The sequence below is a fragment of the Geodermatophilus arenarius genome (genome assembly GCF_042654585.1).
GTDB classification, from domain to species: domain Bacteria; phylum Actinomycetota; class Actinomycetes; order Mycobacteriales; family Geodermatophilaceae; genus Geodermatophilus; species Geodermatophilus arenarius.
Map to the genome: position 1 here is coordinate 16624 of NZ_JBHSGR010000031.1, position 24910 is coordinate 41533.

At 75.5% G+C, this 24910-nt stretch carries 21 protein-coding genes; 4 read left to right on the forward strand and 17 right to left on the reverse strand.

Annotation, left to right across the window (positions count from 1 at the left end; genetic code table 11):
• Positions 1-94: 94 nt before the first annotated feature.
• From ACFO3M_RS21135 to ACFO3M_RS21175, 9 genes are all read right to left on the reverse strand, one after another.
• Positions 95-742, reverse strand: a complete 648-nt coding sequence (locus tag ACFO3M_RS21135) for a response regulator (protein WP_387993676.1) — start codon at positions 740-742, stop codon at positions 95-97.
• Positions 739-1923 carry a sensor histidine kinase gene (locus ACFO3M_RS21140; RefSeq protein ID WP_387993678.1) on the reverse strand — a complete coding sequence of 395 codons (1185 nt, stop codon included), beginning with the start codon at positions 1921-1923 and terminating at the stop codon, positions 739-741. The genes ACFO3M_RS21135 and ACFO3M_RS21140 overlap by 4 nt, the downstream gene beginning before the upstream one ends.
• A 38-nt stretch (positions 1924-1961) precedes the next feature.
• Positions 1962-2861 carry a hypothetical protein gene (locus ACFO3M_RS21145; protein ID WP_387993681.1) on the reverse strand — a complete coding sequence of 300 codons (900 nt, stop codon included), beginning with the start codon at positions 2859-2861 and terminating at the stop codon, positions 1962-1964.
• On the reverse strand, positions 2858-3781 hold the full coding sequence (locus ACFO3M_RS21150; protein ID WP_387993684.1) for an ATP-binding cassette domain-containing protein: 924 nt from the start codon (positions 3779-3781) through the stop codon (positions 2858-2860). The genes ACFO3M_RS21145 and ACFO3M_RS21150 overlap by 4 nt, the downstream gene beginning before the upstream one ends.
• Before the next feature lie 96 nt (positions 3782-3877).
• Positions 3878-4072 (reverse strand): DUF3046 domain-containing protein, encoded by a 195-nt coding sequence (locus tag ACFO3M_RS21155; protein ID WP_387993686.1) that lies wholly within the window; start codon positions 4070-4072, stop codon positions 3878-3880.
• Positions 4073-4082: 10 nt separating this feature from the next.
• Complete coding sequence (locus ACFO3M_RS21160; RefSeq protein ID WP_387993689.1) at positions 4083-4724, reverse strand: hypothetical protein; 642 nt, start codon at positions 4722-4724, stop codon at positions 4083-4085.
• The gene (locus tag ACFO3M_RS21165) at positions 4721-5182 is read right to left on the reverse strand and encodes a MarR family winged helix-turn-helix transcriptional regulator (RefSeq protein ID WP_387993691.1); all 462 of its coding nucleotides are present in this window, start codon (positions 5180-5182) and stop codon (positions 4721-4723) included. Before ACFO3M_RS21165 ends, ACFO3M_RS21160 begins: the two co-directional genes overlap by 4 nt.
• A 181-nt stretch (positions 5183-5363) precedes the next feature.
• Positions 5364-6614, reverse strand: a complete 1251-nt coding sequence (locus tag ACFO3M_RS21170; RefSeq protein ID WP_387993694.1) for an MFS transporter — start codon at positions 6612-6614, stop codon at positions 5364-5366.
• Positions 6611-7756, reverse strand: coding sequence for an acyl-CoA dehydrogenase family protein (locus ACFO3M_RS21175; protein WP_387993696.1), 1146 nt, complete (start codon positions 7754-7756; stop codon positions 6611-6613). The genes ACFO3M_RS21170 and ACFO3M_RS21175 overlap by 4 nt, the downstream gene beginning before the upstream one ends.
• A 103-nt stretch (positions 7757-7859) precedes the next feature.
• Between ACFO3M_RS21175 and ACFO3M_RS21180 the strand changes: the two genes are divergently transcribed.
• Together ACFO3M_RS21180 and ACFO3M_RS22755 are read left to right on the forward strand one after the other, a co-directional pair.
• A complete protein-coding gene (locus ACFO3M_RS21180; protein ID WP_387993699.1) occupies positions 7860-12476 on the forward strand; it encodes an ATP-dependent helicase in 4617 nt (1538 codons plus the stop codon).
• Between the two features lie 69 nt (positions 12477-12545).
• The gene (locus tag ACFO3M_RS22755; protein WP_458168461.1) at positions 12546-13424 is read left to right on the forward strand and encodes a cold shock domain-containing protein; all 879 of its coding nucleotides are present in this window, start codon (positions 12546-12548) and stop codon (positions 13422-13424) included.
• A gap of 73 nt (positions 13425-13497) precedes the next feature.
• Here the strand turns inward: ACFO3M_RS22755 and ACFO3M_RS21200 are convergent, their stop codons facing one another.
• Positions 13498-14082 carry an antibiotic biosynthesis monooxygenase gene (locus tag ACFO3M_RS21200; RefSeq protein WP_387993701.1) on the reverse strand — a complete coding sequence of 195 codons (585 nt, stop codon included), beginning with the start codon at positions 14080-14082 and terminating at the stop codon, positions 13498-13500.
• A 156-nt stretch (positions 14083-14238) separates the two neighbouring features.
• Here ACFO3M_RS21200 and ACFO3M_RS21205 point away from each other — a divergent pair, with 156 nt between their 5' ends.
• Positions 14239-15093, forward strand: coding sequence for a DNA-formamidopyrimidine glycosylase family protein (locus tag ACFO3M_RS21205; protein WP_387993704.1), 855 nt, complete (start codon positions 14239-14241; stop codon positions 15091-15093).
• A gap of 51 nt (positions 15094-15144) precedes the next feature.
• Here ACFO3M_RS21205 and ACFO3M_RS21210 read toward each other — a convergent pair whose 3' ends face one another.
• Complete coding sequence (locus ACFO3M_RS21210) at positions 15145-15975, reverse strand: PspA/IM30 family protein (RefSeq protein WP_387993706.1); 831 nt, start codon at positions 15973-15975, stop codon at positions 15145-15147.
• 195 nt (positions 15976-16170) lie between these two features.
• On the opposite strand from ACFO3M_RS21210, the gene ACFO3M_RS21215 reads away from it, so the two are divergent.
• Complete coding sequence (locus tag ACFO3M_RS21215) at positions 16171-17181, forward strand: PfkB family carbohydrate kinase (RefSeq protein ID WP_387993708.1); 1011 nt, start codon at positions 16171-16173, stop codon at positions 17179-17181.
• Between the two features lie 5 nt (positions 17182-17186).
• On the opposite strand, the gene ACFO3M_RS21220 is transcribed toward ACFO3M_RS21215, so the two are convergent.
• The 6 genes from ACFO3M_RS21220 to ACFO3M_RS21245 all read right to left on the reverse strand — a co-directional run bounded on the left by ACFO3M_RS21220 (position 17187) and on the right by ACFO3M_RS21245 (position 24699).
• Positions 17187-18806 (reverse strand): glycoside hydrolase family 13 protein, encoded by a 1620-nt coding sequence (locus ACFO3M_RS21220; protein WP_387993711.1) that lies wholly within the window; start codon positions 18804-18806, stop codon positions 17187-17189.
• A gap of 20 nt (positions 18807-18826) precedes the next feature.
• On the reverse strand, positions 18827-20149 hold the full coding sequence (locus ACFO3M_RS21225) for an ABC transporter ATP-binding protein (RefSeq protein ID WP_387993714.1): 1323 nt from the start codon (positions 20147-20149) through the stop codon (positions 18827-18829).
• A 48-nt stretch (positions 20150-20197) separates the two neighbouring features.
• Positions 20198-21031: a carbohydrate ABC transporter permease gene (locus ACFO3M_RS21230; protein ID WP_387993717.1), complete on the reverse strand. Its 834-nt coding sequence runs from the start codon at positions 21029-21031 to the stop codon at positions 20198-20200.
• Entirely contained in the window at positions 21031-21993 is a 963-nt protein-coding gene (locus tag ACFO3M_RS21235; RefSeq protein WP_387993719.1) for a carbohydrate ABC transporter permease, read from the reverse strand. The genes ACFO3M_RS21230 and ACFO3M_RS21235 overlap by 1 nt, the downstream gene beginning before the upstream one ends.
• Positions 21990-23243, reverse strand: a complete 1254-nt coding sequence (locus ACFO3M_RS21240) for an extracellular solute-binding protein (RefSeq protein WP_387993722.1) — start codon at positions 23241-23243, stop codon at positions 21990-21992. Before ACFO3M_RS21240 ends, ACFO3M_RS21235 begins: the two co-directional genes overlap by 4 nt.
• 226 nt (positions 23244-23469) lie before the next feature.
• On the reverse strand, positions 23470-24699 hold the full coding sequence (locus ACFO3M_RS21245) for a DUF4032 domain-containing protein (RefSeq protein ID WP_387993725.1): 1230 nt from the start codon (positions 24697-24699) through the stop codon (positions 23470-23472).
• Positions 24700-24910 lie beyond the last annotated feature (211 nt).

Genomic DNA, 24910 nt, shown 5'->3' on the forward strand with positions numbered 1-24910 from the left:
GTGGAGGGACGACCTCCCTGTGGACCCACCCGTCACTGTAGGGCGAACACGTGTTCGAGTCGAGCACCGCGGACAGGCGCCGACCGGTGTCGGGTCAGACCAGCCCGCGGGTGTGTGCGAACACCGCCGCCTGGGTGCGGTCGCGCACCTCCAGCTTGCCCAGGATCCGGGCGACGTGGGTCTTCACGGTCAGCTCCGACAGCACCAGCGCCTCGGCGATCTCGGCGTTGGACTCCCCGCGGGCCACCGCGCGCAGGACCTCGAGCTCCCGCTCGGTGAGCAGCGCGACCCGGGGGTCGGGCGGCGTCCCGCCGGGCAGCCGGTGGGCGAGGGTCTCCAGCAGCCGGCGGGTCACCCGGGGGGAGACCACCGCGTCCCCGGCGGCGACGGCGCGGACGGCGCGCAGCAGCTCGGTCGGCTCGGCGTTCTTGAGCAGGAAGGCGCTGGCGCCGGCCCGCAGCGCCGCGAACGCGTGCTCGTCGAGGTCGAAGGTGGTGAGCACGAGGACCCGGCTGGGCAGGTCCTCGGCCACGATGCGGCGGGTCGCCTCGACGCCGTCGACACCGGGCATCCGCACGTCCATGACGACGACGTCGGGGCGCAGCTCGCGGGCCAGGGCGACCGCCCCGGCGCCGTCGCCCGCCTGGCCGACGACGGTGAGGTCCTCCTGCGACTCCAGCACCATCGACAGGCCGACGCGGACCAGCGGCTCGTCGTCGACGAGGAGGACCCGTGTGGTCACGGGGCCGCCACCGGGGACCCGTCCCCTCCAGCACGCACCGCCGCCAGCGGGAGGACCGCCGCGACCCGCCAGCCGCCCCCGGGCAGCGGCCCGGCGGTGACCGACCCGTCCCACGCCGTCACGCGCTCGCGCATGCCCACCAGGCCGTGGCCGCCCCGGCCGGGGGCTGCCGCGGCGGGCGCGCCGTCGTCGACGACCTCGACGGTCAGCTCGGCCGGGTGCCAGTCCAGGCGCACCGTGGCCGACCGGGCGCCGCGGGCGTGGCGCAGCACGTTGGTCAGCGCCTCCTGCACCAGCCGGTGGACCGCGAGCTGGGCCCCGGCGGTGAGCGGGACCGGGTCCCCGGCGACGGTGAGCACCGTGGGCAGGCCGGCGGCGCGCACCTGCTCGACGACGGTGCCGACGTCGGCCAGCCCGGGGGCCGGCGTCAGCTCCGCCCGGTCCCCGTCGGTGCGCAGCACGCCCACGAGTCGGTGCATCTCGGCGAGCGCCGCCCGGCCGGTGGCGGCGATCTGCGCCACGGCCGCGCGGGCCTGGTCGGTGCCGGGGGCGAAACCGGCGCCGTCGGCCAGCGCCGTCATGACCGACAGGTTGTGGGCCACGACGTCGTGCAGGTCGCGGGCGATCCGCGCGCGCTCCTCGACGACGGCGATGCGGGCCTGCGCGTCCCGCTCCCGCTCGGCGCGCTCGGCGCGGTCCTCCAGGGCCTGCAGGTAGGCCCGGCGCGTGCGCCGGCTGCGGCCGACGACGGCGGCGGTCACGGTGACCGCCGAGAGCGGGACGACGGCGGCGCCGTCCGGGCGGCCGGCCAGCGCGGCGACCCCCACGGCCAGGGGGACCAGCAGGCAGATCCCGACGGCGGCGGCGACGCGCACCGGCTCACACCGGTCGGCGACCCAGACCAGGAGCCACCACACGACGACGCCGGCCGGCAGCAGGGCGCGGGGCTCCGGACCGTGCGAGGCCCACCAGCCGAGCACCAGCGTCACGCCGGCGACGAGCGCGGCGAACGGTGCCCGGGCACGGGCCAGCGCCAGCGCCCAGAGCAGGAGGGAGACGGCGACCTCGGCGGGGGTCGGCCCACCGAAGCGGACGAGCGGGCCGACGGAGAGGAGGGCGCCGCCGACGACCGGGCCCACCGTCCGCACCACCGACCCGCCCGCCCCCCGCACCGGCTCCACGGGCGCCATCGTGCCGTCCCGGCGGCCGGGACGGGAGCTCACGCGTCCCGTCGGCGCACCGTCACCACCGCCGCCGCGAACAGCACCCCGAGGTAGCCGCAGAGGACCGCGAAGCCGGTCCACGGCGCGAGCTCGTCGGGTCCGGTGACGAGCTGCGCGACGCTGGACCCGGCCTGTCCGGGCAGCCACCGGACGACGTCGGGGCCCCAGCTCGAGGGCAGCAGGCTGCCGAGCACCGGCAGCAGGAAGACGACGGCGAACAGCGTGCCGATCGCGCCCCCGGTGGAGCGCAGCAGCCAGCCCAGACCGGAACCCAGCAGCCCGATCGCCGTCACGTACAGCGCGGCACCGAGGACGGTGCGCGCCACCCCGGCGTCGGTGAGGGACACCCCGGCGTCGCCCAGCACGGCCTGGCCGACGAGGAAGGCGGCCAGGGCGGCCAGGCACGTGGTCACCAGGGCCAGGGCGGCGAGCACGACGGCACGGGCCAGCAGCACCGGCCAGCGCTGCGGGACCGCGGCGAAGACGACCCGCACGGCGCCGCTGGTGTACTCGCCGGTGACCAGCAGGACGCCCAGCACCCCGACCACGAGCCCGGCGAGGTTGTGGCCGCCGAGGCTCAGGGCGACCGGGTCGGCCAGGTCCAGGCCGGGCGGGCCGCCCCGCCCCGCGGGTCCACCCGACTCCGCCGTCGCGGTGAACAGCAGGCCGAACAGGACCAGGGCGAGCGCGGCTCCGCCGAGCAACCACCAGGTGGTCCGCAGCGACCGGACGGCGACCCACTGCCCGGCGAGCAGGCCGCGCACGCCGCCCCCGGCCGGTCGGGGCGGAGCCGGGCCCACGAGGGGGCGGCGCGCGTCGAGGGTGCCGGTGCCCGCCGTGCCGGTGCTCGCCGTGCCGGTGCTCGCCGTGCCGGTGCTCGCCGTGCCGGTGCTCATGCCAGGGCCTCCTGCCGGGCGTCCGTGCGGTACTCCTGGTCCTCGCGGGTCAGGTCCATGAACGCCTCCTCGAGGGAGGCCGACACGGGGGTCAGCTCGTGCAGCGTGATGCCGGCGCGGCCGGCCCGGTCGCCGATCTCGGCGGCCGAGAGCCCCTGCACCTCGATCAACCCGTGCTCGGGCGAGGAGAGGACGACGCCGTCGCCGGCCAGCAGCGGCGCGAGCGCGGCGGGGCGCGGGCTGCGGACCCGTACCGACGAGCCGCCGGCCCGCTGCAGGACGTCGGCGACCGGCTCGTCGGCCACCAGCCGACCCCGGCCGAGGACGACCAGGTGGTCGGCGGTCACCGCCATCTCGCTCATGAGGTGGGAGGAGACGAGCACGGTCCGCCCCTCGGCCGCCAGCTGCCGGGTGAGGGTGCGGATCCACAGCACCCCGTCGGGGTCCAGGCCGTTGACCGGCTCGTCGAGCACGACGGTGGCCGGGTCGCCGAGCAGCGCCGTCGCGACGCCGAGGCGCTGGCCCATGCCGAGCGAGAAGCCGCCGACCCGCCGGTCGGCGACCGACGCCAGGCCGGCGAGGTCGAGGACGACGTCGACCCGCGACCGCGGCAGGCCGGCCGTGGCCGCGAGGAGGCGCAGGTGGTCGCGCGCGGTGCGCCCCGGGTGGGCGGAGCGGGCCTCGAGCAGGGCACCGACGGCGCGCAGCGGGGCCGGGAGGTCGGCGTAGCGGCGGCCGTCGACCAGCACGGTGCCGGCGGTCGGCCGGTCGAGGCCGACGACGACGCGCATCGTCGTCGACTTCCCGGCGCCGTTGGGGCCGAGGAAGCCGGTCACCCGGCCGGGGCGGATGGTCACGGTGAGGTCGTCGACGGCCGTGCGATCGCCGTAGCGCTTGGTCAGTCCGCGGATCTCGATCACGCCGCCGACGCTAGGGACGGCGGCGGCCCCGGCGCGTCGGCCGGCAGGAGGCACCCCGGCGCGGGCGGCTACTCCGCGCGGAGTACGCCGGCGGGCTCAGCGGTCCCGTGCGGGGACGTCGTACTCCTCGCAGATCGCCAGCCACACGCGGCGCACCGGCACCCCGGCCTCGATCGCCTCGACCGCCGAGCGGCCCCCGAGCACGGAGAACACGTGGTCGCGCGCGACGCTCTCCGCCCGCATCGACCCGAACTGGGTCTCCAGCCGGGACCAGAACTCCTGCAGGCGCACGTCCCCGACGCTAGCGCGCGTCCCCGCCGGCCGTGGCGGCCGCGTGGTCGGCGATCCCCGTCCGCAGCCGCCGGACCAGCGCCGCCGGGTCGTCGGCGGCCAGCCGCAGCTCGCTCACCGGGCGGCCGCCGGTGCGGGCGAGCGGCAGCACCAGCGGCGTCCGCAGCTCGACGTCGACCTGCGTGGAGGCGACGACGGCGACCGACACCGCGCGCCGCTCCCCCTCCTCCGCGACGACGACCGTGCGCGAGCCCTCGACGCTGCGCCGCCGCACGCGCGCGGCGGCGATCTCCTCCCACGGCACCCGGACGTCGACGGTCCAGCCGCTGCGCACCCGCAGCCCCGCGGCGTCGACGGTGTGCGGGTGCACGCGCTGCCCGGCGAGCATCCCGACCATCCACAGCAGCCCGTAGACGCCGAGGACCGCCACCGCGACGCGCAGCGACGGCCAGGGCAGCAGCCAGTCCACCAGCGGGATCTCGACCGCCGACAGCACGATGAACGTCCACATCACGGGCGCGGCCGCCGAGGCGTACGGGAAGGCGTCGGCGCCGGCCGGCACGTCGGGACGGCGGCGCACCCACCGCCACAGGCTGCGCCAGGTGCCGAGCTCGAAGGCCACCGCACGGCGCACCAGCTCGCGGGCGGTCACGGGGTCTCCCCCGCGGCCGCGCCTCCCGGGACCAGGGCGCGCAGCCGGTCGAGGACCTCGTCGAGGGCGGACACCAGCCCGTCGAGGCGGTCCGGCGTCAACCCGCCGAACAGCTGCTCCGCGAGCTGCGCCTGCCCCGCCGCCATCTCCTCCAGCAGCCGCTCGGCGCGGGCGGTGGGGGTCACCAGGGTGGCCCGCCGGTCGGTGGGGTGCGGTTCGCGGGTGACCAGCCCGGCCGCGGCCAGCCCGTCGACCAGCCCCGTGACGTTGCGGGCGCTGACCCCGAGCGCGTCGGCCAGCGCGCGCTGGGTGCTAGGGCCGGCCGAGCGCAGCCGCCACAGCAGCGTCGTGCGGGCGACGGTCAGCCCCTCGGCCGCCAGCGACGTCGCCATGTCCCGCCCGAGCAGGACGGTGACCTCCAGGACCCGGTCGAGTGCCGCGACCCGCGCCTCCACCATCGTGAACCCCCTACACCGTGAACCGCCTTCACGGTACAGGACGGCCTAGGCTGGAGGCGTGTTCCCCAGCACGGGCTCGGCGACGTGGGACGTCGTCCTCGAGATCGGCATCGCGGTCTGCCTGCTGATCACGCTGGTGATGCTGTGGCGCAACATGCGCGGCCACTGAGCAGCCGAGCGCTCAGCGCCGCAGCCAGACCAGCGCCAGCGGGACCACCAGCGCCGCGGACACCCCGGCGACCAGGCCGAAGCCGCCCAGCGCCAGCAGCGGGCCGCCGACGGCCCCGGCGACCGCCGCGCCCAGGCCCATGAGCAGGTCCGCGCCGCCCTGCGCGGTGGGCCGCACCTCCGCCGGCACCGCCTCGGTGACCAGCGTGGAGCCCGCGATCAGCCCGCACGACCAGCCCAGCCCGAGCAGCAGCAGGCCGACGCCCAGCCGGCCGGCGGCCTCCGGCGGCGCCGTCCCGGCCACGCCCGCGGCGGCGAGGAGCAGCGCACCGCCCAGCGCCACCGTCGCCCGCCGGCCCACCCGGTCGGCGAGCCAGCCGACGAGCGGGCTGAACAGGTACATGCCGGCCACGTGCACGCTGATGACCACGCCCACCAGCCGCAGCGTCGTCGCGTCGTCGTGCCCGCCGGCGTGACCCATGTGCACCGGCGTCATGACCATGACGCCGACCATCACCGCGTGGGAGACCACGACGGCGACCAGGCCGAGCCGGCCGCCGGGGTCGGCCCACACCGCGGCCAGCGCGCCCCGGGTGGCCCGCCGCGGGCGGCCGGGCGCCGGTCCGCCGTCGTCGGCGAGCCGGCGGGCCAGCAGCAGCGGGTCCGGGCGCAGGGCGAGCCACAGGCCGGCGGTGACGACGGCGAACACGGCGGCGGACACGGCGAAGCCGCCTCCGAGCGCGGGCAGGCCGAGCGCGCGCCCGAGGTCGGCGCCGGGCGCGGCGAGGTTGGGGCCGAGGACCGAGCCGACCGTGGTCGCCCAGACGACCAGCGACAGCGCGCGGCCGCGCCGTTCGGGGACGGCGAGGTCGGCCGCGGCGTAGCGCGCCTGCAGGCTGCACGCGGTCGCCGCGCCGAAGGCGAACAGCCCGGCGAGCAGCAGCGGCAGCGAGGACAGCGCCGCGGCGACGACGGTGACCACCGCGCCGCCGACGGCGACGGCGTACCCGGCGGCCAGCCCCGCCCGCCGCCCGGCCCGGTCGGACACCAGGGCGAGCGGGACGGCGAGCACCGCGGCGCCGAACACGCCCATCGTCTGCCCGAGCCCCGCGGCGGCGTCACTGCCGGACACCTCCCGCGCGAGCAGCCCGCCGACGGTGATCCCGACGGTGACGCCGAGGCCGCCGAGCGCGACCGCGCCGGAGAGGACGGCGACGCTGCGCCGCTGCACCCGGCCGACGTCGACGGCCGCCTGCGTCGTCACAGCCCCAGCGACCGGCCGATGATCTCGCGCATGATCTCGTTGGTGCCGCCGTAGATCGACTGCACCCGGGCGTCGCGCCAGGCCTTGGACACCGGGTACTCGTCCATGTAGCCGTAGCCGCCGTGCAGCTGCAGGCAGCGGTCGGCGACCTTGTTCTGCAGCTCGCTGGTCCAGTACTTGGCCATCGCCGCGTCGACGGCGGTCAGCTCGCCGGTGCCCAGCTGCCGCACGCACTCGTCGACGAACGTCCGCGCGACCGTCGTCTCGGTGTGCAGCTCGGCGAGGACGAACCGGCTGTTCTGGAAGCTGCCGACCGGCCGGCCGAAGGCGGTCCGACTGGTCACGTACTCGAGGGTCCGGGCGAGCACCGTCTCGCAGGCGGCCACCGCACCCACGGCGATCGACAGCCGCTCCTGCGGCAGGTTCTCCATGAGGTGGGCGAAGCCGCGGTTCTCCGTGCCGAGCAGGTTCTCCGCCGGCACCCGCACCTCGTCGAAGAACAGCTCGGCGGTGTCCTGCGCCTTGAGGCCGACCTTGTCGAGGTTGCGGCCGCGGGTGAACCCGGGCATGTCCCGCTCGACGACGAGCAGGCTGGTGCTCTTGGCGCCGGGGGCGTCGGGGTCGGTGCGCGCCACCACGATCACCAGGTCGGCGTTGATGCCGTTGGTGATGAAGGTCTTGGCGCCGCTGAGCACCCAGGAGTCGCCGTCGCGGTGGGCCGTGGTGCGGATCGACTGCAGGTCGCTGCCGGTGCCCGGCTCGGTCATCGCGATCGCGGTGATCAGCTCGCCGCGGCAGAAGCCGGGCAGCCAGCGCTGCGCCTGCTCCTCGGTGCACAGGTCGCGCAGGTAGGGCGAGACGACGTCGTTGTGCAGGCCGAAGCCCAGGCCGCTGGCGCCGATCCGGGTGACCTCCTCGTCGAGGACGGCGTTGTAGCGGAAGTCCCGCACCCCGCCGCCGCCGAACCGCTCCTCGATGTCCATCCCGAGCAGGCCCTGCTCACCGCCGGCGAGCCACACGTCGCGCGGGACGATCCCCTCGCGCTCCCACCGGTCGTGGAACGGCGCGACGTTCTTCTCCAGGAACGTGCGGACCGTCTGCCGGAAGTCCTCGTGCTCGGCCTCGTGGAGCGAGTGGCGCATGGCGGGCAGTGTGCCGTACGCCACCCCGGCCCGGGCGCACGCCGTCCGCTCCGGGCGTCGGCGCAGGCCAGCGGACTGTCGTACCCGCGGGGACACTGGACACGTGCCCGCTCTCGACCGGTTCTCCGCGCCCACCCGGGCCTGGTTCACCGGCGCCTTCGCCGAGCCCACGGCGGCCCAGGACGGCGCCTGGGACGCCATCAGCAGCGGCGAGCACGCGCTCGTCGTCGCCCCCACCGGGTCCGGGAAGACGCTGGCGGCCTTCCTCTGGTCGCTGGACCGGCTGACCAGCACGCCGCCGGCCGACGAGAGCCGCCGCTGCCGCGTCCTCTACGTCTCGCCGCTCAAGGCGCTGGCCGTCGACGTCGAGCGCAACCTGCGCGCCCCGCTGGCCGGCATCGGGCAGGCGGCCATGCGGCTGGGCCTGCCGCGCCCGGAGATCACCGTCGGCATCCGCTCCGGCGACACCCCGGCCGACGAGCGGCGGGCCTTCACCCGGCGGCCCACCGACATCCTCATCACCACGCCCGAGTCGCTGTTCCTCATGCTCACCAGCTCGGCGCGGGAGGCGCTGCGCGGGGTGGAGACGGTGATCGTCGACGAGGTGCACGCCGTCGCCGACAGCAAGCGCGGGGCGCACATGGCCGTCTCGCTCGACCGGCTCGACGAGCTGCTGGACCGCCCCGCGCAGCGGATCGGCCTGTCGGCCACGGTGCGCCCCATCGAGGAGGTCGCCACCTTCCTCGCCGGCGGCCGGCCGGTGCGGGTGGTGCAGCCGCCGGCGGGCAAGGAGTGGGACCTGTCGGTGGTCGTCCCGGTCGAGGACATGAGCCAGCTGGGGCAGCCCACCGGCGAGCTGGAGGGGTCGGCGGCCGGGGACCAGCCGCGGACGTCGATCTGGCCGGCGGTCGAGGAGCGGGTGCTCGACCTGGTCGAGGCGCACCGCAGCACGATCGTGTTCGCCAACTCCCGGCGGCTGGCCGAGCGGCTCACCAGCCGGCTCAACGAGATGGCCTACGAGCGGGCCACCGGTGAGGCCGTCCCGCCCGGCACCAACGCCGCGGCGCTCATGGCGCAGGCCGGCTCCGGCGGCGGCGTGCCCGAGGGCGTGCAGCCGGTCGCCGCGGCCCACCACGGCTCGGTGTCGCGGGAGCAGCGGGCGATCGTCGAGGAGGCGCTGAAGTCCGGGCGGCTGCCGGCGGTGGTCGCGACGTCGTCGCTCGAGCTCGGCATCGACATGGGCTCGGTCGACCTCGTCGTCCAGGTGGAGGCGCCGCCCACCGTGGCCGCGGGCCTGCAGCGGGTCGGCCGCGCCGGGCACCAGGTCGGCGCGGTCAGCCGCGGCGTGCTGTTCCCCAAGTTCCGCGGCGACCTGGTGCAGTGCGCGCTGGTCGCCGAGCGGATGAAGGCCGGCGCCATCGAGTCGATCCGCTACCTGCGCAACCCGCTCGACGTGCTGGCCCAGCAGATCGTGGCGATCGTGTCCGAGGGCCCGCGCACGGTCGAGGAGGTCGGTGCGCTGCTGCGCCGGTCGGCGCCGTTCTCCGGCCTGCCCGACTCCGCGCTGCACGCCGTCCTCGACATGCTGGCCGGCCGCTACCCCTCCGACGCGTTCGCCGAGCTGCGGCCGCGGCTGACCTGGGACCGGGTCACCGACACCCTGACCGCCCGCAGCGGCGCCCAGCGGCTGGCGGTCACCAGCGGCGGCACCATCCCCGACCGCGGGCTGTTCGGCGTCTTCCTCGTCGGCGGTGAGGGGTCCGGCGGGCGCCGGGTCGGCGAGCTCGACGAGGAGATGGTCTACGAGTCGCGGGTCGGCGACGTGTTCCTGCTCGGCTCGTCGTCGTGGCGGATCGAGGAGATCACCCACGACCGGGTGCTCGTCTCCCCCGCGCCCGGCCAGCCCGGGAAGATGCCGTTCTGGCACGGCGACGCCCCCGGCCGGCCGCTGGAGCTGGGCCGGGCGCTCGGCGCGTTCCTCCGCGAGGTCGGGTCGGCGACGCCGGACAGGGGCCGGGAGCGGGCGCAGGCCGCGGGCCTGGACGACTGGGGCGCGGCCAATCTGCTCGCCTACCTCGCGGAGCAGAAGGCGGCCACCGGCCACCTCCCCGACGACCGCACGCTGCTGGTCGAGCGGTTCCGCGACGAGCTCGGCGACTGGCGGCTGGTCGTCCACTCCCCCTTCGGCGCGCAGGTCAACGCCCCGTGGGCGTTGGTGCTCGCCGCCCGGCTGCGTGAGCGCTACGGCGTCGACGTCGCCTCCATGCACTCCGACGACGGCATCGTGCTGCGGCTGCCCGACACCACCGGCGAGCCGCCCGAGGCCGACCTCGCCGTCCTCGACCCCGACGACGTCGAGCGCGAGGTGACCGCCGAGGTCGGCAGCTCCGCGCTGTTCGCCAGCCGCTTCCGCGAGTGCGCCGCCCGCGCGCTGCTGCTGCCCCGCCGCGACCCGCGCCGCCGCACGCCGCTGTGGCAGCAGCGCCAGCGCGCCGCCCAGCTGCTCAGCGTGGCCGGCGACTTCTCGTCCTTCCCCATCACGCTCGAGGCCGCCCGCGAGGTGCTGCAGGACGTCTACGACGTGCCGGGACTGGTCGAGCTGATGCGCGACGTCCGCTCCCGGCGGGTGCGGGTGGTCGACGTGCAGACGCAGGCCGCGAGCCCGTTCGCGCAGTCGCTGCTGTTCGGCTACGTCGGGCAGTTCCTCTACGAGGGCGACGCCCCGCTGGCCGAGCGCCGCGCGCAGGCGCTGGCGCTGGACACCGGCCTGCTCGCCGAGCTGCTCGGCCGCTCCGAGCTGCGCGAGCTGCTCGACGCCGAGGCGCTGGCCGAGGTGGAGCGCGAGCTGCAGCGGCTGCCCGCCGAGCGGCACCCCCGCGACGTCGACGGCGCCTCCGACCTGCTCCGGGGCCTGGGCGACCTCACCCCCGCCGAGGCGGCGCTGCGCGGCGTCCCCGCGGAGTGGCTGGAGGAGCTGGTGGCCTCGCGGCGGGCGATCGTCGTGCGGATCGCCGGCGAGGAGCGGCACGTCGCCATCGAGGACGCCGGCCGGCTGCGCGACGCGCTGGGCACCGCGCTGCCCGTGGGCGTGCCCGAGGCGTTCACCGAGCCGGTCGCCGACCCGCTGGGCGACATCGTCGGCCGCTACGCCCGCACCCACGGCCCGTTCCAGCCGGCCGAGGTCGCCGCGCGGCTCGGGCTGGGCGTCGCCGTCGTCACCGCCACCCTGCAGCGGCTGGTCGGCACCGGCCGGCTGGTCACCGGGGAGTTCCGGCCCGGCGGCACCGGGCAGGAGTGGTGCGACGCCGAGGTGCTGCGCTCGGTGCGCCGGCGCAGCCTGGCCAGGCTGCGCCAGGAGGTCGAGCCGGTGCCGATCGGCACGCTGGCCCGGTTTACGCCGGCCTGGCAGTCGGTGGGCAGCCGGATGCGCGGCGTCGACGGCGTCCTCGCGGTCGTCGAGCAGCTGGCCGGTGCGCTGGTGCCGGCGAGCGCGCTGGAGACGCTGGTGCTCCCGACCCGGGTGCGCGACTACTCCCCCGCGATGCTCGACGAGCTGACCAGCGCCGGCGAGGTGCTGTGGGCCGGCGCCGGCGGGCTGCCCGGCGGGGACGGCTGGATCAGCCTGGTGCCCGCCGACCTCGCCCCGCTGCTGCTGCCCGACACCGTCGAGTTGCCGGAGGAGGGCGGCGTCGGGTTCGCGGTCCTCGAGCAGCTGTCGGCCGGGCAGGCGGTGTTCTTCCGCGGCCTGTCCGACCTGGTCGGCTCCACCGACGACACCGCGCTCGCCGACGTCGTCTGGGACCTGGTGTGGGCCGGGCTGCTCACCAACGACACCCTCGCCCCGCTGCGCACGCGGCTGGCCGGCGGCGGCACGCACAAGCGGACGCCGGCACCGCCGCGCGCCCGCGTGGACCGCACCCGCTACGGCCGCACCCGGCTGGGCCGCCCGGCGATGCCCAGCCGCACCGGCCCGCCCACGGTCGCCGGCCGCTGGTCGCGGCTGCCCGACCGGGAGGCCAACGCCACCCGGCGCACCACCGCCCGGGCCGAGGCGCTGCTCGAGCGGCACGGCGTGCTGACCCGCGGCGCGGTCGTGGCCGAGCAGGTGCCCGGCGGGTTCTCCGCGGTCTACCCGGTGCTGCGCGCGTTCGAGGAGAACAACCGGGCGCGGCGCGGCTACTTCGTCGAGACCCTCGGCGCCGCGCAGTTCGGCACGGTCGGCGCGGTCGACCGGCTGCGCGCGTTCGCCGTCCCCGACCGCACGCCCGAGGGCGCGGTGGTGCTCGCGGCCACCGACCCGGCCAACGTCTACGGCGCCGCCCTCCCCTGGCCCGACCGCACCGGCTCCGCCGACGGCGAGTCCACGGGGTCGTCGGCAGCGCAGGTCGCCGTCGACGTCGGCGAGGGCACCGGCGGTGGGAAGCGGGCCACCGGGCACCGCGCCGGGCGCAAGGCGGGGGCGCTGGTGGTCCTCGTCGACGGCGAGCTGGTGCTCTACGTCGAGCGCGGCGGCAAGACGCTGCTGTCGTGGACCGAGGACGAGCAGACGCTCAAGGAGGCGGCCACCGCGCTGTCGGGCGCGGTCGCGGCGGGGGCGCTGGGCCGGATGGTGGTGCAGAAGGCCGACGGCGCCTCGGTGCACCAGGACACCCCACTGTCGTCGGCGCTGCAGGCGGCCGGGTTCGCGGCCACCCCGCGCGGGCTGCGTCTCCGCGGCTGACGGGAGCCGGCCCGCCCCGGACGCGTACCGTGGACCGTCGCAGTACGTGAGGGATCGAGGGATACAGACATGGCAGCCGGCACGGTCCGCTGGTTCGACGCGGACAAGGGCTTCGGGTTCATCGAGCCCCAGGACGGCGGGGACGACGTCTTCGTCCACTTCTCGTCCATCGAGGACACCGGTGGCTTCCGGACCCTCGACGAGGGCCAGCCCGTCGAGTACGACGCCACCGAGGGGCCGCGCGGCCCGCAGGCCGAGCGGGTGCGCCCGACCGGCGGCGCCCCGCGCGGCGGCCGCCGCGACGACCGCGGTGGTCGGGACGACCGGGGACGGGACGACCGCGGCCGGGACGACCGGGGACGGGACGACCGCGGCCGGGACGACCGGGGGCGGGGCCGGGCTCCTCGCGGCATCGTCGTCCAGGGCACCGTGGCGCGCTTCGACGCCGACCGCGGCTTCGGGTTCATCGTCCCCGAGGACGTCTTCGTGCACGTCTCCGCGGTGACCCGCGGCGGCGACCTCGAGGAGGGCGACCGGGTCGAGTTCGAGCTGGTCGAGGGCAGCCGTGGCCTGCAGGCCGACTCCGTGCGGCTGCTGCCGTCGGCCCCGCGCCGCGGCGGCTACGACCGCCCCGCGCCCCGCGACCGCCGGGACGACCGCCGGGACGACCGCCGGGACGACCGCGGTGGCCGGGACCAGCGGCCGGCCCGCGCCCCGCGCGGCGGGGACGCCGGCGGCGACGCCGAGGGCACCGTGCAGTGGTTCAACGCCGAGAAGGGCTTCGGCTTCATCACCCCCGACGACGGCGGCGACGACGTCTTCGTGCACTACTCCGAGATCGAGGACGACGGCGGCTACCGCGAGCTCGAGGAGGGCCAGCGGGTCGCGTTCACCCGCACCTCCGGCGCCCGCGGCACCAGCGCCAGCGGCGTCCGCCCGCTCGGCTAGGTCGACCGGTGCGGGCCGCCCGCTCCCCGCGGGCGGCCTCCACCAGCACCGACGCCCGGCTGCGCGACGGTCCTCAGCGGCGGCCGCGGAGCCAGGGGGCGAGCCAGCGCGACAGCCGCGGCATGACCACCTGGCCGAGCAGCACGACGACGACGGTCGCCGACAGCAGCAGCCGCGCCGGCAGCGGCCAGGACGTGATGTGCGGGGCCACGAGCAGCTGGAAGGCGAGCGTGATGGCGAAGACCACGGCGATCGTCAGCACGGTGAGCCGCCAGCGCGGGCCCGGGCGCGGCGGGGTGAGCGCGGTGAAGAAGCTGTCCAGCCCGGCGACGCGGGCGTAGTCGGCGCCGTCGGCGAGGTGCTCGACCCGCTCGAGCGCCTGCTGCCGCTGCGCCGAGCGCTCCCAGCGGGCCAGCGACTCGCCGTCGGCGAAGCGGTAGACCAGGTGGTAGCGGGTGGAGCCCGGCCCGGGCCGCAGCAGGCTGGTGCCCAGGTTGCCCGGGAAGGCCGCGGCCTGGCCGAGGACGTCGTCGGCCCAGCGCTCGAACGCCTCGCGCTGGGCGGGCCGCACGTCACGGGCGACGGTCACGGTGACCGGCTCGCCGGCGGTCGTCAGGTGCGCGGGCGTGGAGCTGGCCGGGGCGGGACGTCGCTGCACGCGTGCTGCAGCGCCCGCACCCGGCGCGCCCTTCCCGCCGCCGGGGTGACGTCCCTCGCTCCCCAGCAGTCGGAGGCCCCTGCCCCCCACCGCTCGCACGCTCGCGGCGGGCCCCTGCGGGGGGCCGAGGACACGGTCACCAGGGACACTGGGGAGGTGCCCGAGGGAGACACCGTCTGGCTGGCGGCCAAGCGCATGAACACCGCGCTGGCCGGCCAGACGCTGCGCCGCGGCGAGCTGCGGGTGCCGCAGCTGGCCGCCACCGACCTCAAGGGCCGCACGGTCCGCGAGGTGGTCCCCCGCGGCAAGCACATGCTCACCCGGTTCACCGACGGCTGGACCCTGCGCACCCACTACCGCATGGACGGCAGCTGGCACATCTACCGCAAGGGCGCGCGCTGGCACGGCGGGCCGGCGTTCTCCATCCGCGCGATCCTCGCGACCGACCGGTGGGACTGCGTCGGCTACCGGCTGCACGACGTCACGATGGTCCGCACCACCGACGAGGAGCAGGTCGTCGGCCACCTCGGTCCCGACGTCCTCGGGCCGGACTGGGACCTCGACGAGGCGCTGCGCCGGCTGCGGGCACACCCCGACGAGCAGATCGGCGTCGCGATCCTGGACCAGCGCAACCTGTGCGGGCCGGGGAACCTCTACAAGGTCGAGGGGCTGTTCGTCTGCGGCGTGCACCCGTGGATGCGGGTGGCCGACGTCGAGGACCTCCCCGGGCTCGTCGACCGGACCCGCACCCTGATGCTGGCCAACCGCGACCGCCCCGAGCAGAGCACCACCGGCGACCTGCGCCGCGGCCGCGACCACTGGGTGTACGGCCGCAAGGACAAGCCCTGCTACCGCTGCGGCACCCCGATCCTGCGCGGCGACCAGGGCCCGGACCTGCAGGAGCGGATCACCTACTGGTGCCCGACCTGCCAGGCCACCGACGCCCCCGTCGACCCGGCGGCCCGCACCGGCGAGCCCGGCCGCCCGCCGCCGCTGGCCAACGCCCACTAGGGACGCCGCGGGCCCGGCTCCCGGAGGAGCCGGGCCCGCGGCGGTCAGGACCTAGGCGTTCTCGGGGCGCTGGGCGGCCTGCTCGGTCTTCTCGAACGACGGCGACGCCGTCCCCGGGCCGATCGCCCCGGCCGCTCCGGTGCCGCCCTCGACGGCGGCCGGCCCACCCATCGCCGCGCGGATCTGCTCCAGCCGGGAGGCGCCGGCGACGTCGAGGGTCGCCTTCTGCACCTCGAGCATGCGGCCCTCGACGGAGGTCTGCGCGAGCTCGGCCTGGCCGAGCGCGTTGGCGTAGCGGGCCTCGATCTTGTCGCGGACCTCGGCCAGGCTCGGGGTGTTGCCCGGCGCGGACAGCTCGTTCACCTGGCGCATCGAGGCGGCCACGTGCTCCTGCATCTTGGCCTGCTCGAGCTGGCTCATGAGCTTGGTGCGCTCGGCCAGCGTCGTCTGCAGCCGCATGCGGCTCTGCTCGACCGCGCCGCGCGCCTGCTCGGCGGCCTGCAGCGCCTCGTCGTGGCTGCGCTTGAGGTCCTCCATCGCCTGCTCCGCGGCGACCAGCTGGGTGGCGAACGCCTGCGCGGCCTGCTCGTACTCGGCCGCCTTGGCCGCGTCCCCGCGCCCGCGGGACTGGTCGGCCAGCACCAGCGCCTGGCGGGCCGAGGCCTGCAGCTTCTCCACCTCGCCGAGCTGCCGGTTCAGCCGCATCTCGAGCTGCCGCTGGTTGCCGAGGACGGCGGCGGCCTGGTTGGCCAGCGCCTGGTGCCGCTGCTGCTCGGCCTCGATCGCCTGCTGGATCTGGATCTTCGGGTCCGCCCGCTGGTCGATCTGCGCGTTGGCCGACGCGGTCAGGTACCGCCAGAGCTTGACGATCGGGTTGGGCATGTTGGGCTCCTCCTGCTCCGGCGCGGTCCCGCGCCGCCTCCTGGCTCCCGCACCGCCGCGGTGCCACGGCGGTTCTCCCCGTCATCGTCCCAGCAGGACCGGTGTCCCGGCCAACAGGGACGTCCCCGGTCCCGGCCGGCGTCCCCCGTCCGGGGATCCCCGGAGGACCGGGCCGGACCGGGCTAGGGTCGGCTGATGGACAGCGCCGTCCCCACCCTCACCGTCCTCGGCGAGCTCGTCGTCGACCTGCTGCCGGTCCCGGACGCCGACGCCGGTCCCGAGGGCACCGCGCCGCAGTACGTGGCGCGGCCGGGGGGCAACGCGCTCAACGTGGCCGTCGCCGCGGGGCGGCTGGGCGCCCCCGTGGCGCTGCTGGCCCGCCTCGGCACCGGCCCGCTGGCCCCGGCGCTGCGGCGCCACGCGGAGCTGTCCGGCGTCGACACCCGCGGCATGGTGCCCGCGGCCGAGCCGGTGAGCCTCGCCGTCGTCGGGCTCGGTCCGGACGGGTCCGCCGACTACGGCTTCCACGTGCAGGGCGCCGCTGACTGGCAGTGGACCGACGAGGAGCTGGCCGCCGTCGTCCCGGAGGCGACGGCGGTGCTGCACGTCGGCTCCATCTCGAGCTGGACCCCGCCCGGGTGCGACGCGATCGCCCGGCTGGCCGAGCGGCTCACCGGCCGCGCGCTGGTCAGCGTCGACCCCAACCTGCGCCCGATGCTGGCAGGCGGGCCGGTCGGCGCCACGCTGGGCAACGACCCCGGCGCCGTCCGGGCCCGGCTCGACCGGCTGGTCGCCGTCGCCGACCTGGTCAAGGTCAGCGCCGAGGACCTCGGCTGGCTGGAGCCCGACGCCACCGCCGACCTCGACGCCACCGCGCAGCGGTGGGCCGGCCGCGGGCCGGCGCTGGTGCTGCTCACCGACGGCGGGGCGCCGCTGCGGATCGCCCGCCCGGGCCGGCCGCTGCTGCACCGGGAGCCGCCGCGGGTGACCGTCGCGGACACCGTCGGCGCCGGGGACACCCTCGCGGCCGGGTTCTTCGCCGGCCTGCTGGCCGCCGGGGTCACCTCCCGCGCGGCGCTGGAGGCGCTGTCCGACGACGACCTGCTGCGCCTGGTCGACGACGCCGCGCTGGCCGCCGCGCTCACCTGCACGCGGGTCGGCGCGGACCCGCCCACCGCCGCCGAGCTGGCCGCCGCCCGCGGCTGACGCCCCTACCCCGGCGCCAGCCAGGCGGCGGTGTCGGGCGGCAGGTCGCCGCCGGCTCCGGCGCTGGTGAGCAGCACCCGCCCGAGCCCGGACAGCGGGACCGGCTCCGCGGACAGGTTGACCACGCAGCGCAGCGCCGACCCGCGGTCGAAGGCCAGGACGTCGGCGCCGAGGTCCAGCCAGGTCAGCGGCTCCTCGGCCAGGAGCTCGCGGCGCAGCCGCAGGGCCGCCCGGTACAGCGTGAGCGTGGACGACGGGTCGTCCCGCTGGGCCTCGACGGTGAGGTCCCGCCACGCCGCCGGCTGGGGCAGCCACGGGGCGACGCCCTCGGGCGCGAAGCCGAAGGGCGGCCGGTCCCCCGACCACGGCAGGGGCACCCGGCAGCCGTCCCGGCCGCGCGCGGTGTGCCCGGACCGCTCCCAGGTGGGGTCCTGCAGCGCGTCGGCGGGCAGGTCCTCGACCTCGGGGAGGCCGAGTTCCTCCCCCTGGTACAGGTACGCGCCGCCGGGGAGGGCGAGCGTCAGCAGCGCCGCGGCGCGCGCCCGCCGCAGCCCCAGCGCGAGGTCCGCGGGCCCGGCCGCGTCGAAGCCCATGACGGCGGCGCCGCTGTGTGCCCGGCCGAAGCGGGTGACGTGCCGGGTCTCGTCGTGGCTGGACAGCACCCAGGTGGCGGGGGCGCCGACCGGCGCGAGCGCCGCGAGGGTGCCGTCGACCACCGCGCGCAGGGCCGCGGCGTCCCAGGGCGCCTTGAGGTAGTCGAAGTTGAAGGTGGTGTGCAACTCGTCCGGGCGCACGTAGCGGGCCAGCCGCTCGGGCCCGTTGACCACGGCCTCGGAGACGAACAGCCGGTCGCCGTCGTAGGTGTCGCCGATGCGCCGCCAGCGGCGGAAGACCTCGTGCACCTCGTCGACGTCCCAGTGCGGGTTGTCCACCCACTCGGTGCTGGCGAAGACCGCGCCGGGGCCGTGCCCGGCGTCGGGCAGGCCGGGCACCTTGGCCATCGCCGGTGCCGCGTCGACGCGGATCCCGTCCACCCCGCGGTCGAGCCAGAACCGCACGGTGCCGTCGAACTCCTCCTGCACGTCCGGCGACGTCCAGTCCAGGTCGGGCTGTTCGGGGGCGAACAGGTGCAGGTACCACTGGCCGTCGGGGACCCGGGTCCACGCCGGCCCGCCGAACGCGCTGATCCAGTCGTTGGGCGGCTCCGTGCCGCCCGCGCGGCCGTCCCGGAAGAAGTAGCGCGCCCGCTCCGGCGCCGCCGGTCCCCCGGCGAGGGCGGCCCGGAACCACGGGTGCTCGGCCGAGGTGTGGTTGGCGACCAGGTCGACGACGACGCGCAGCCCGAGCGCGTGCGCGTCGTCCAGCAGCGCGTCGACGTCGGCCAGGGTGCCGAAGCGCGGGTCGACGTCACGGTGGTCCGCGACGTCGTACCCGCCGTCGGCCATGGGCGAGGGGTACCAGGGGGTGACCCACAGGGCGTCGACGCCGAGGTCGGCCAGGTACGGCAGCCGACCGCGCAGGCCGGGCACGTCGCCCAGCCCGTCCCCGGTCCCGTCCGCGAAGCTGCGCAGGTAGACCTCGTAGACCACCGCCGTCCGCCACCACGGGCGACGGCGGTGGTCCACGAGGAGGGTCCGGTCCTCCCTCAGGCGCCGGCCCGGTGGGCCCCGGACGACCCGGAGGTCCCGGACGGCCCGGTGGTCCCGGAGATGACACTGGAGCCGACGGTCTGCCCGGTGGCCTGCGCGTCCTGCACCTGCTCGACCCTGTCCTCCTCGGCGAGCTGGGTGAGCCGGGCGCCGGCCTCGGCGTCGCGGGTCAGGTTCTCACCCGTCTGCGGGTCGAAGACGTGGATCTTCCGGCTGTCGAGCCAGAACTCCGCGTCCCGGCCCTCGCGGATGCGGCTGGTCGCGTCGATCGACACGATCGCCTGGGTGCGCAGCTCCTCGGAGTCCAGCTCCCGGGACAGGTCGCGCAGCTGGCTGGTGATCGCCTCCGGCGCCTCGTAGGGGATGTAGGCGTACTGCGAGTCCCCGAGCCACTCCGTCACGTCGACGCGGGCGCGGAAGACCGACCCGTACGGCCGCTTGGCCTCGTCGACCAGCGAAGCGTCCTCGAAGTACTCCGGCCGGATGCCGACCAGCAGCAGGTCGCGGCCCCGCACGGCGGCGACGCGGCGCTCGTCGAGCTCCACCGACCCGAACGGCGTCTGCAGCGCGTTGCCCTGCAGCGTCGCCGGGAGGAAGTTCATCGGCGGGGAGCCGATGAACCCCGCGACGAAGAGGTTGACCGGCTGCTCGTAGAGCTCCCGCGGCGAGGCGACCTGCTGGATCTTGCCCTTGCGCAGGACGCAGACCCGGTCGCCGAGGGTCATCGCCTCGGTCTGGTCGTGGGTGACGTAGACGGTCGTGATGCCCAGCCGGCGCTGCAGCCGGCTGATCTCGGTGCGCATCTGGCCGCGCAGCTTGGCGTCGAGGTTGGACAGCGGCTCGTCGAAGAGGAACGCCTCGGCCTGGCGCACGATGGCCCGCCCCATCGCGACGCGCTGCCGCTGACCACCGGAGAGGTTGGCCGGCTTGCGCTCGAGGTGCTCGCGCAGCTCGAGCACCTCGGCGGCCTCGTTCACCCGGCGCCGCACCTCGTCGTCGGGCGTCTTGGACAGCCGCAGCGGGAAGGCGATGTTCTCGAACACCGTCATGTGCGGGTACAGCGCGTAGTTCTGGAAGACCATCGACAGGTTGCGCTCGCGCGGCGCCAGCTCGTTGACGCGCTTGCCGCCGATGAGCATGTCGCCGCTGGTGATGTCCTCGAGCCCGACGATCATCCGCAGCAGCGTCGACTTCCCGCAGCCGGACGGGCCGACCAGGATCATGAACTCGCCGTCCGCGATGTCCAGGCTGACGTCGTTCACGGCCGGATAGCCGTCCCCGTACTGCTTGACGATGTTCTTCATCTCGATGGAGGCCATCAGATCTCGTCCCCTCGATGGGTCGGCGGGATGGGGGGCACGGCCGGGTCAGCCCTTGACCGCGCCGTTGGTGAGACCGGCGACGATGCGCCGCTGGAAGAGGAGCACCAGGACGACCACGGGGATGGTGACGATCACCGCCGCCGCGGCGATGGCGCCCGTGGGGTCCTGGAACTGGGTCGCGCCGGAGAACAGGCCGAGCGCGGCCGGGACGGGGCGGGCGGCGTTCGTCGAGGTGAGCGAGATGCCGTACGCGAAGTCGTTCCAGGCGATGAAGAAGGCGATGATGGCCGTGGTGAACACCCCGGGTGCGGCGAGCGGGACGATCACCTTGCGGAACGCCTGCCAGGTGGTCGCGCCGTCGACCTGGGCCGCCTGCTCCATCTCCCAGGGGATCTCCCGGAAGAACGCCGACATGGTCCAGATGGAGATCGGCAGGGTCAGCGACAGGTAGGGGATGATCAGGCCGGGCCAGGTGTCGTACAGCCCGATCTGCCGCCACAGGTTGAACAGCGGCGTGACGATCGAGATCACCGGGAAGATCGCCACGGCCAGCGCGGTGCCGAGGATGAGCCGCTTGCCCGGGAAGTCCAGCCGGGCGATCGCGTAGGCGGCGAACATCGACAGCAGGCACGAGATGAACGTCGCGATCAGGCAGATCCCGAACGAGTTGCGCAGCGCCGGCAGGAACAGGTCACTCCCCGAGCCGGTGAGGATCGTCGAGTAGTTCTCCCACGTCCAGGCCGACGGCAGGAACTGCTTGTTCGCGAGGTCCGCCGTCGTCTTGAACGACAGCGAGACGATCCAGGCGATCGGGAACAGGCAGTAGACGACGATCAGGGCGCCGCCGATCCACCACCAGGTCTTCTCCTTGGTCGACATCAGCGCTCCCCTCGTGCCTGGGCCAGGTCGACCCGGAATCCCTTGATGAAGCTGAAGGCGATGAGCACCACCGACAGGAAGAGCAGCACGGAGACGGCCGAGCCGAGGCCGATCTCCACCCGGGAGATCGTCTGCCGGTAGGCGAGGAACGAGACCGACTCGGTGTTGTTCGCGCCGGCGGTCATGATGAAGATGCTGTCGAAGATCCGGAACGCGTCCAGGGTCCGGAACAGCAGCGCCACCATGATGGCGGCCTTCATGTTGGGGATGGTGACCCGCCACATCCGCTGCCACCAGGTGGCGCCGTCGACCTTGGCCGCCTCCTGCAGCACCTCCGGGACCTGGGCCAGGCCCGCCAGGAGCAGCAGCGAGATGAACGGGGTCGTCTTCCAGATCTCGGCCAGGCAGATCACGAACAGCGAGGAGCCCTGGCCGCCGAACCAGTCGGTGGTGTCGCTGACGCCCGGCAGCCAGGCGAACCAGCTGTTGACGAAGCCGGTGTTGATCCGGAAGGCGAACGCCCAGGCGTAGGCCGACACGACCGTGATCACCGCGTAGGGGATCAGGATGGCGGCCCGGACCACCGGGCGGATCGACGAGAGGGCCTTGGCCATCACCAGGGCCAGGGCGAAGCCGAGCACCAGCTCGACGGCCACCGTGACCACCGTGATGATCACGGTGACGAGGATGGACTGCCACCACACGCCGTCGGTGAGGATCACCCAGTAGTTGCCGAGGCCGTCGAAGGACCGGTTCTCGGGGTCGGTGAGCCGGTAGTTGAACAGCGAGTAGTAGACCGCCTGGATGATCGGGTACGCGGTCACCAGCAGCATGACCACGAAGGCCGGGCCGGCCAGGATCCAGCCGAGCTTGCGCTCGGCCCGGGACCGGTCGCTGATCGTGCCGCGGGGCGCCGAGACGGGTTGGGTCTTCTCGACCGGCGGCAGCGTCGTCTGACTCATAGCAGCTGCTCCCCTGACAGGATGGCCTGGGTGAGGGTCTCCGTGCGCTCACCGGTCTGGTCGTCGACCGAGCCCGGCGGGTGGAACTCGCGGAGGAAGGACCCCAGGACCTCGCTGTAGTAGGCCGTGAGCGGGCGGGACGCCGCCAGCTCCAGGGACTCGCGGATGGTGTCGGCCATCGGGTAGGCCTCCTGCACCTCGGGGTCGTCGTAGACCGCGACCGACGACGCCGGGTTGCCGTTGGTCACCATGTACTCGGCCTGGTTCTCGTCCTGGACGATGCAGGTGACCGCCTCGTAGGCGAGGTCGGGGTACCGGCTGAACGCCGACACGGCGATGTCGATCCCGCCGAGGGGCGGCGCGCTCGGCGTGCCCTCGTCGACGGCGGGGTACAGCGCCCAGCCGTAGTCGTCGGGCACCGACTGGTCCAGCGTCCCGGCCTCGACCTTGCTGAGGGCCTGGGCGTAGACGAACGGCCAGTTGACCATGAAGCCGGCGTCGGCGCTCTCGAACTCGCTCGCGTTGGTGTCCTCGTTGGACGTGGTGAAGCCGGCGCCGACCGCGGAGGAGTTGGCGACGGCGGCCATCACCTCGGCGGCGCGGTCGGCCTCGGGGGTGGCGAGACCGAACTCGATGCTCTCGGGGCTGTCCCCGCTCTCGACGATGTACTGGCCACCGGCGGACTCCAGGAGCGCGTTGAACCACACCATCAGGGACTCCGACCGCCGCCCCTGGGCGCTGAGGAGCTTGTCCTGGCCCTCCGCGGCCTCGATCAGCTGGTCCCAGGTCACCGGCTGGGTCATGTCGAGACCCGCGGCCTCGGCCACCGACTTCCGGTACCAGAGGAGCTGGGTGTTGGACCAGAAGGGGACCGCGACGAGCTCGCCGTCCCACGTGGCGGAGTCCACCGCACCCTGGAACACGCCCTCGGTGACCTCCTGCGCGACGTCCTCCGGGACGGGGGCCAGGAAGCCCGCCTGGGCGAACTCCGGCGGGAAGACGACGTCGAGGCTCATGAGGTCGATCGACCTGTCCTCGGCCGCCAGCCGGCGGACCAGCTGCTCGCGCTGGGCGGGCGAGTCACGGGGGAGCTGGGACACCTCGATCTGGTAGGCCCCGTTCGACTCCTCGGAGCAGCGCTCGGCGATCGTCGCCTGGCCGCCGGAGTCGGGGTTGATATACCAGGTCAGGGTCGGGGTCGCACTGTCTCCCCCGCCGCCACCGCAGGCGGCCAGCGTGGACGCGACCACGGCGGCGGTGGCCGCGCTGCCCAGTGCACGGCGCCGTCTGCGCCGGCTCCGGGGTGGCCGGTCCGCTCCGGTCTCCGGGATCCGTCCTCCTGCGATGGACAAGACTCATCGCCTCCGTTTCGGCGAGCACCGACGATCACCGCGTGCTCGTACCGTGGCCCTGATCACAGGAGCGCGCAACCCGGCCGTTAACCGGCCGTGACCTGCGGGAGGGGCGGGGTCCGCCTCAGGTCCGGCGGGCGATGACCGACGGCGTGGTGATCTCCTCGGGGGTCCGGGAGAGGACGTTGTCGATGTAGGACCGCGTGGCCTTCGTCGCCCCGACGTCGCGGCCGGCCTGCTCGGACAGGAACCACCGGTGCTCGAGCACCTCGTGGAACACCTCGGCCGGCGCCAGGCGCCCGGCGAGCTCCTTCGGGACCGCGTCGACGACCGGCTGGTACACCTCGGTCAGCCAGCGGGTGCTGGCCTCGGCCTGCGGCACCGGCCGGCCCGTCCTCTGCTCGAGGTAGGCGCGGTAGGAGCGCAGGTCGTTGAGCAGCCGGCGGGCCTGGTTCTCCTGCACCTCCAGGCCGGTGAGCCGGAACAGCTCCCGCCGGTGCTGGCCCGGGGAGGAGACCCGCGTCTCGACCCGGAGCCGGGCGCCCTCGTCGGAGGTGACGAGCTCGACCTCGCCGACGTCGAACCCGAGGTCGTTGAGCCGTCGCAGCCGCTCGGCCACCCGGTAGCGCTGCTCGTCGGGGTGGAAGACCTCCTCGCGCGTGACCTCGTCCCACAGCCGTTCGTAGCGGAGGGGCAGGCTCTCGGCCACCTCGATGGGGTCCACGCCCTCGGGCAGGAGCTCGCCGAACTGCAGGTCCAGCAGCTCCGCGCCGACCCGCTCGCGCGCGAGGTCGAGGTCGTAGTGGCGCTGGCCGCGGGACAGCTGCGGGTGCCGCTCGGCGGTCTCGGCGTCGACCAGGTGCGCGGCCAGCGCCCCGGCGTCCAGCCGGAACAGGGTGTTGGACAGCGAGCAGTCACCCCAGAAGACGCCGGCCAGGTGCAGCCGCACGAGCAGCACCACCATGGTGTCCATGAGCTGGTCCACCGACTGCCGGGCGCTGGGCCGCGAGAACAGGTAGCGGTAGGACATCGAGTACTCGAGGTACCGGGTCACCAGGATCGCGTCCTGGCCGCCGGGCCGGTCCACGCAGACGCCGAGCACCGAGACCGCCGGCAGGCCCTCCTCCTCGAACTCGCCGAGCAGCGCGTACTCGTGCCGCGCCAGCGGCTCGGCGATCTCCTTGAGGGCGAAGACCTGCCCCTGCTCGGCGACGAAGCGGACGACGTGCCGGGAGATGCCGCGCTGCGGGACCTCGAGCAGCAGGTCCGGGTCCCACTCCTCCAGCGGCTGGTGCCAGGGCAGGGAGAGCAGCCGGGCACCCTCGGTCCCCGGTGGCCGGAACAGGTACCGCACGGCGACCTCCGTCTGTGCCCGGAGCAGCCGACCGCCCGGCGGTGGGCGGTCCCCCCGTGGTCACCCTGCCACGCCCGGCGGCGCGACGCCCGGCACCACGGCGGGGCGGCTCACCCCCCGCCGTGGGCGGCTACGCGGCGAGCGAGACGGCCCGCAGCCCGGCGCGGGCCGGCGCCCCGGCGCCGACCAGCGCGAGCGCGGGCTCGGCGGC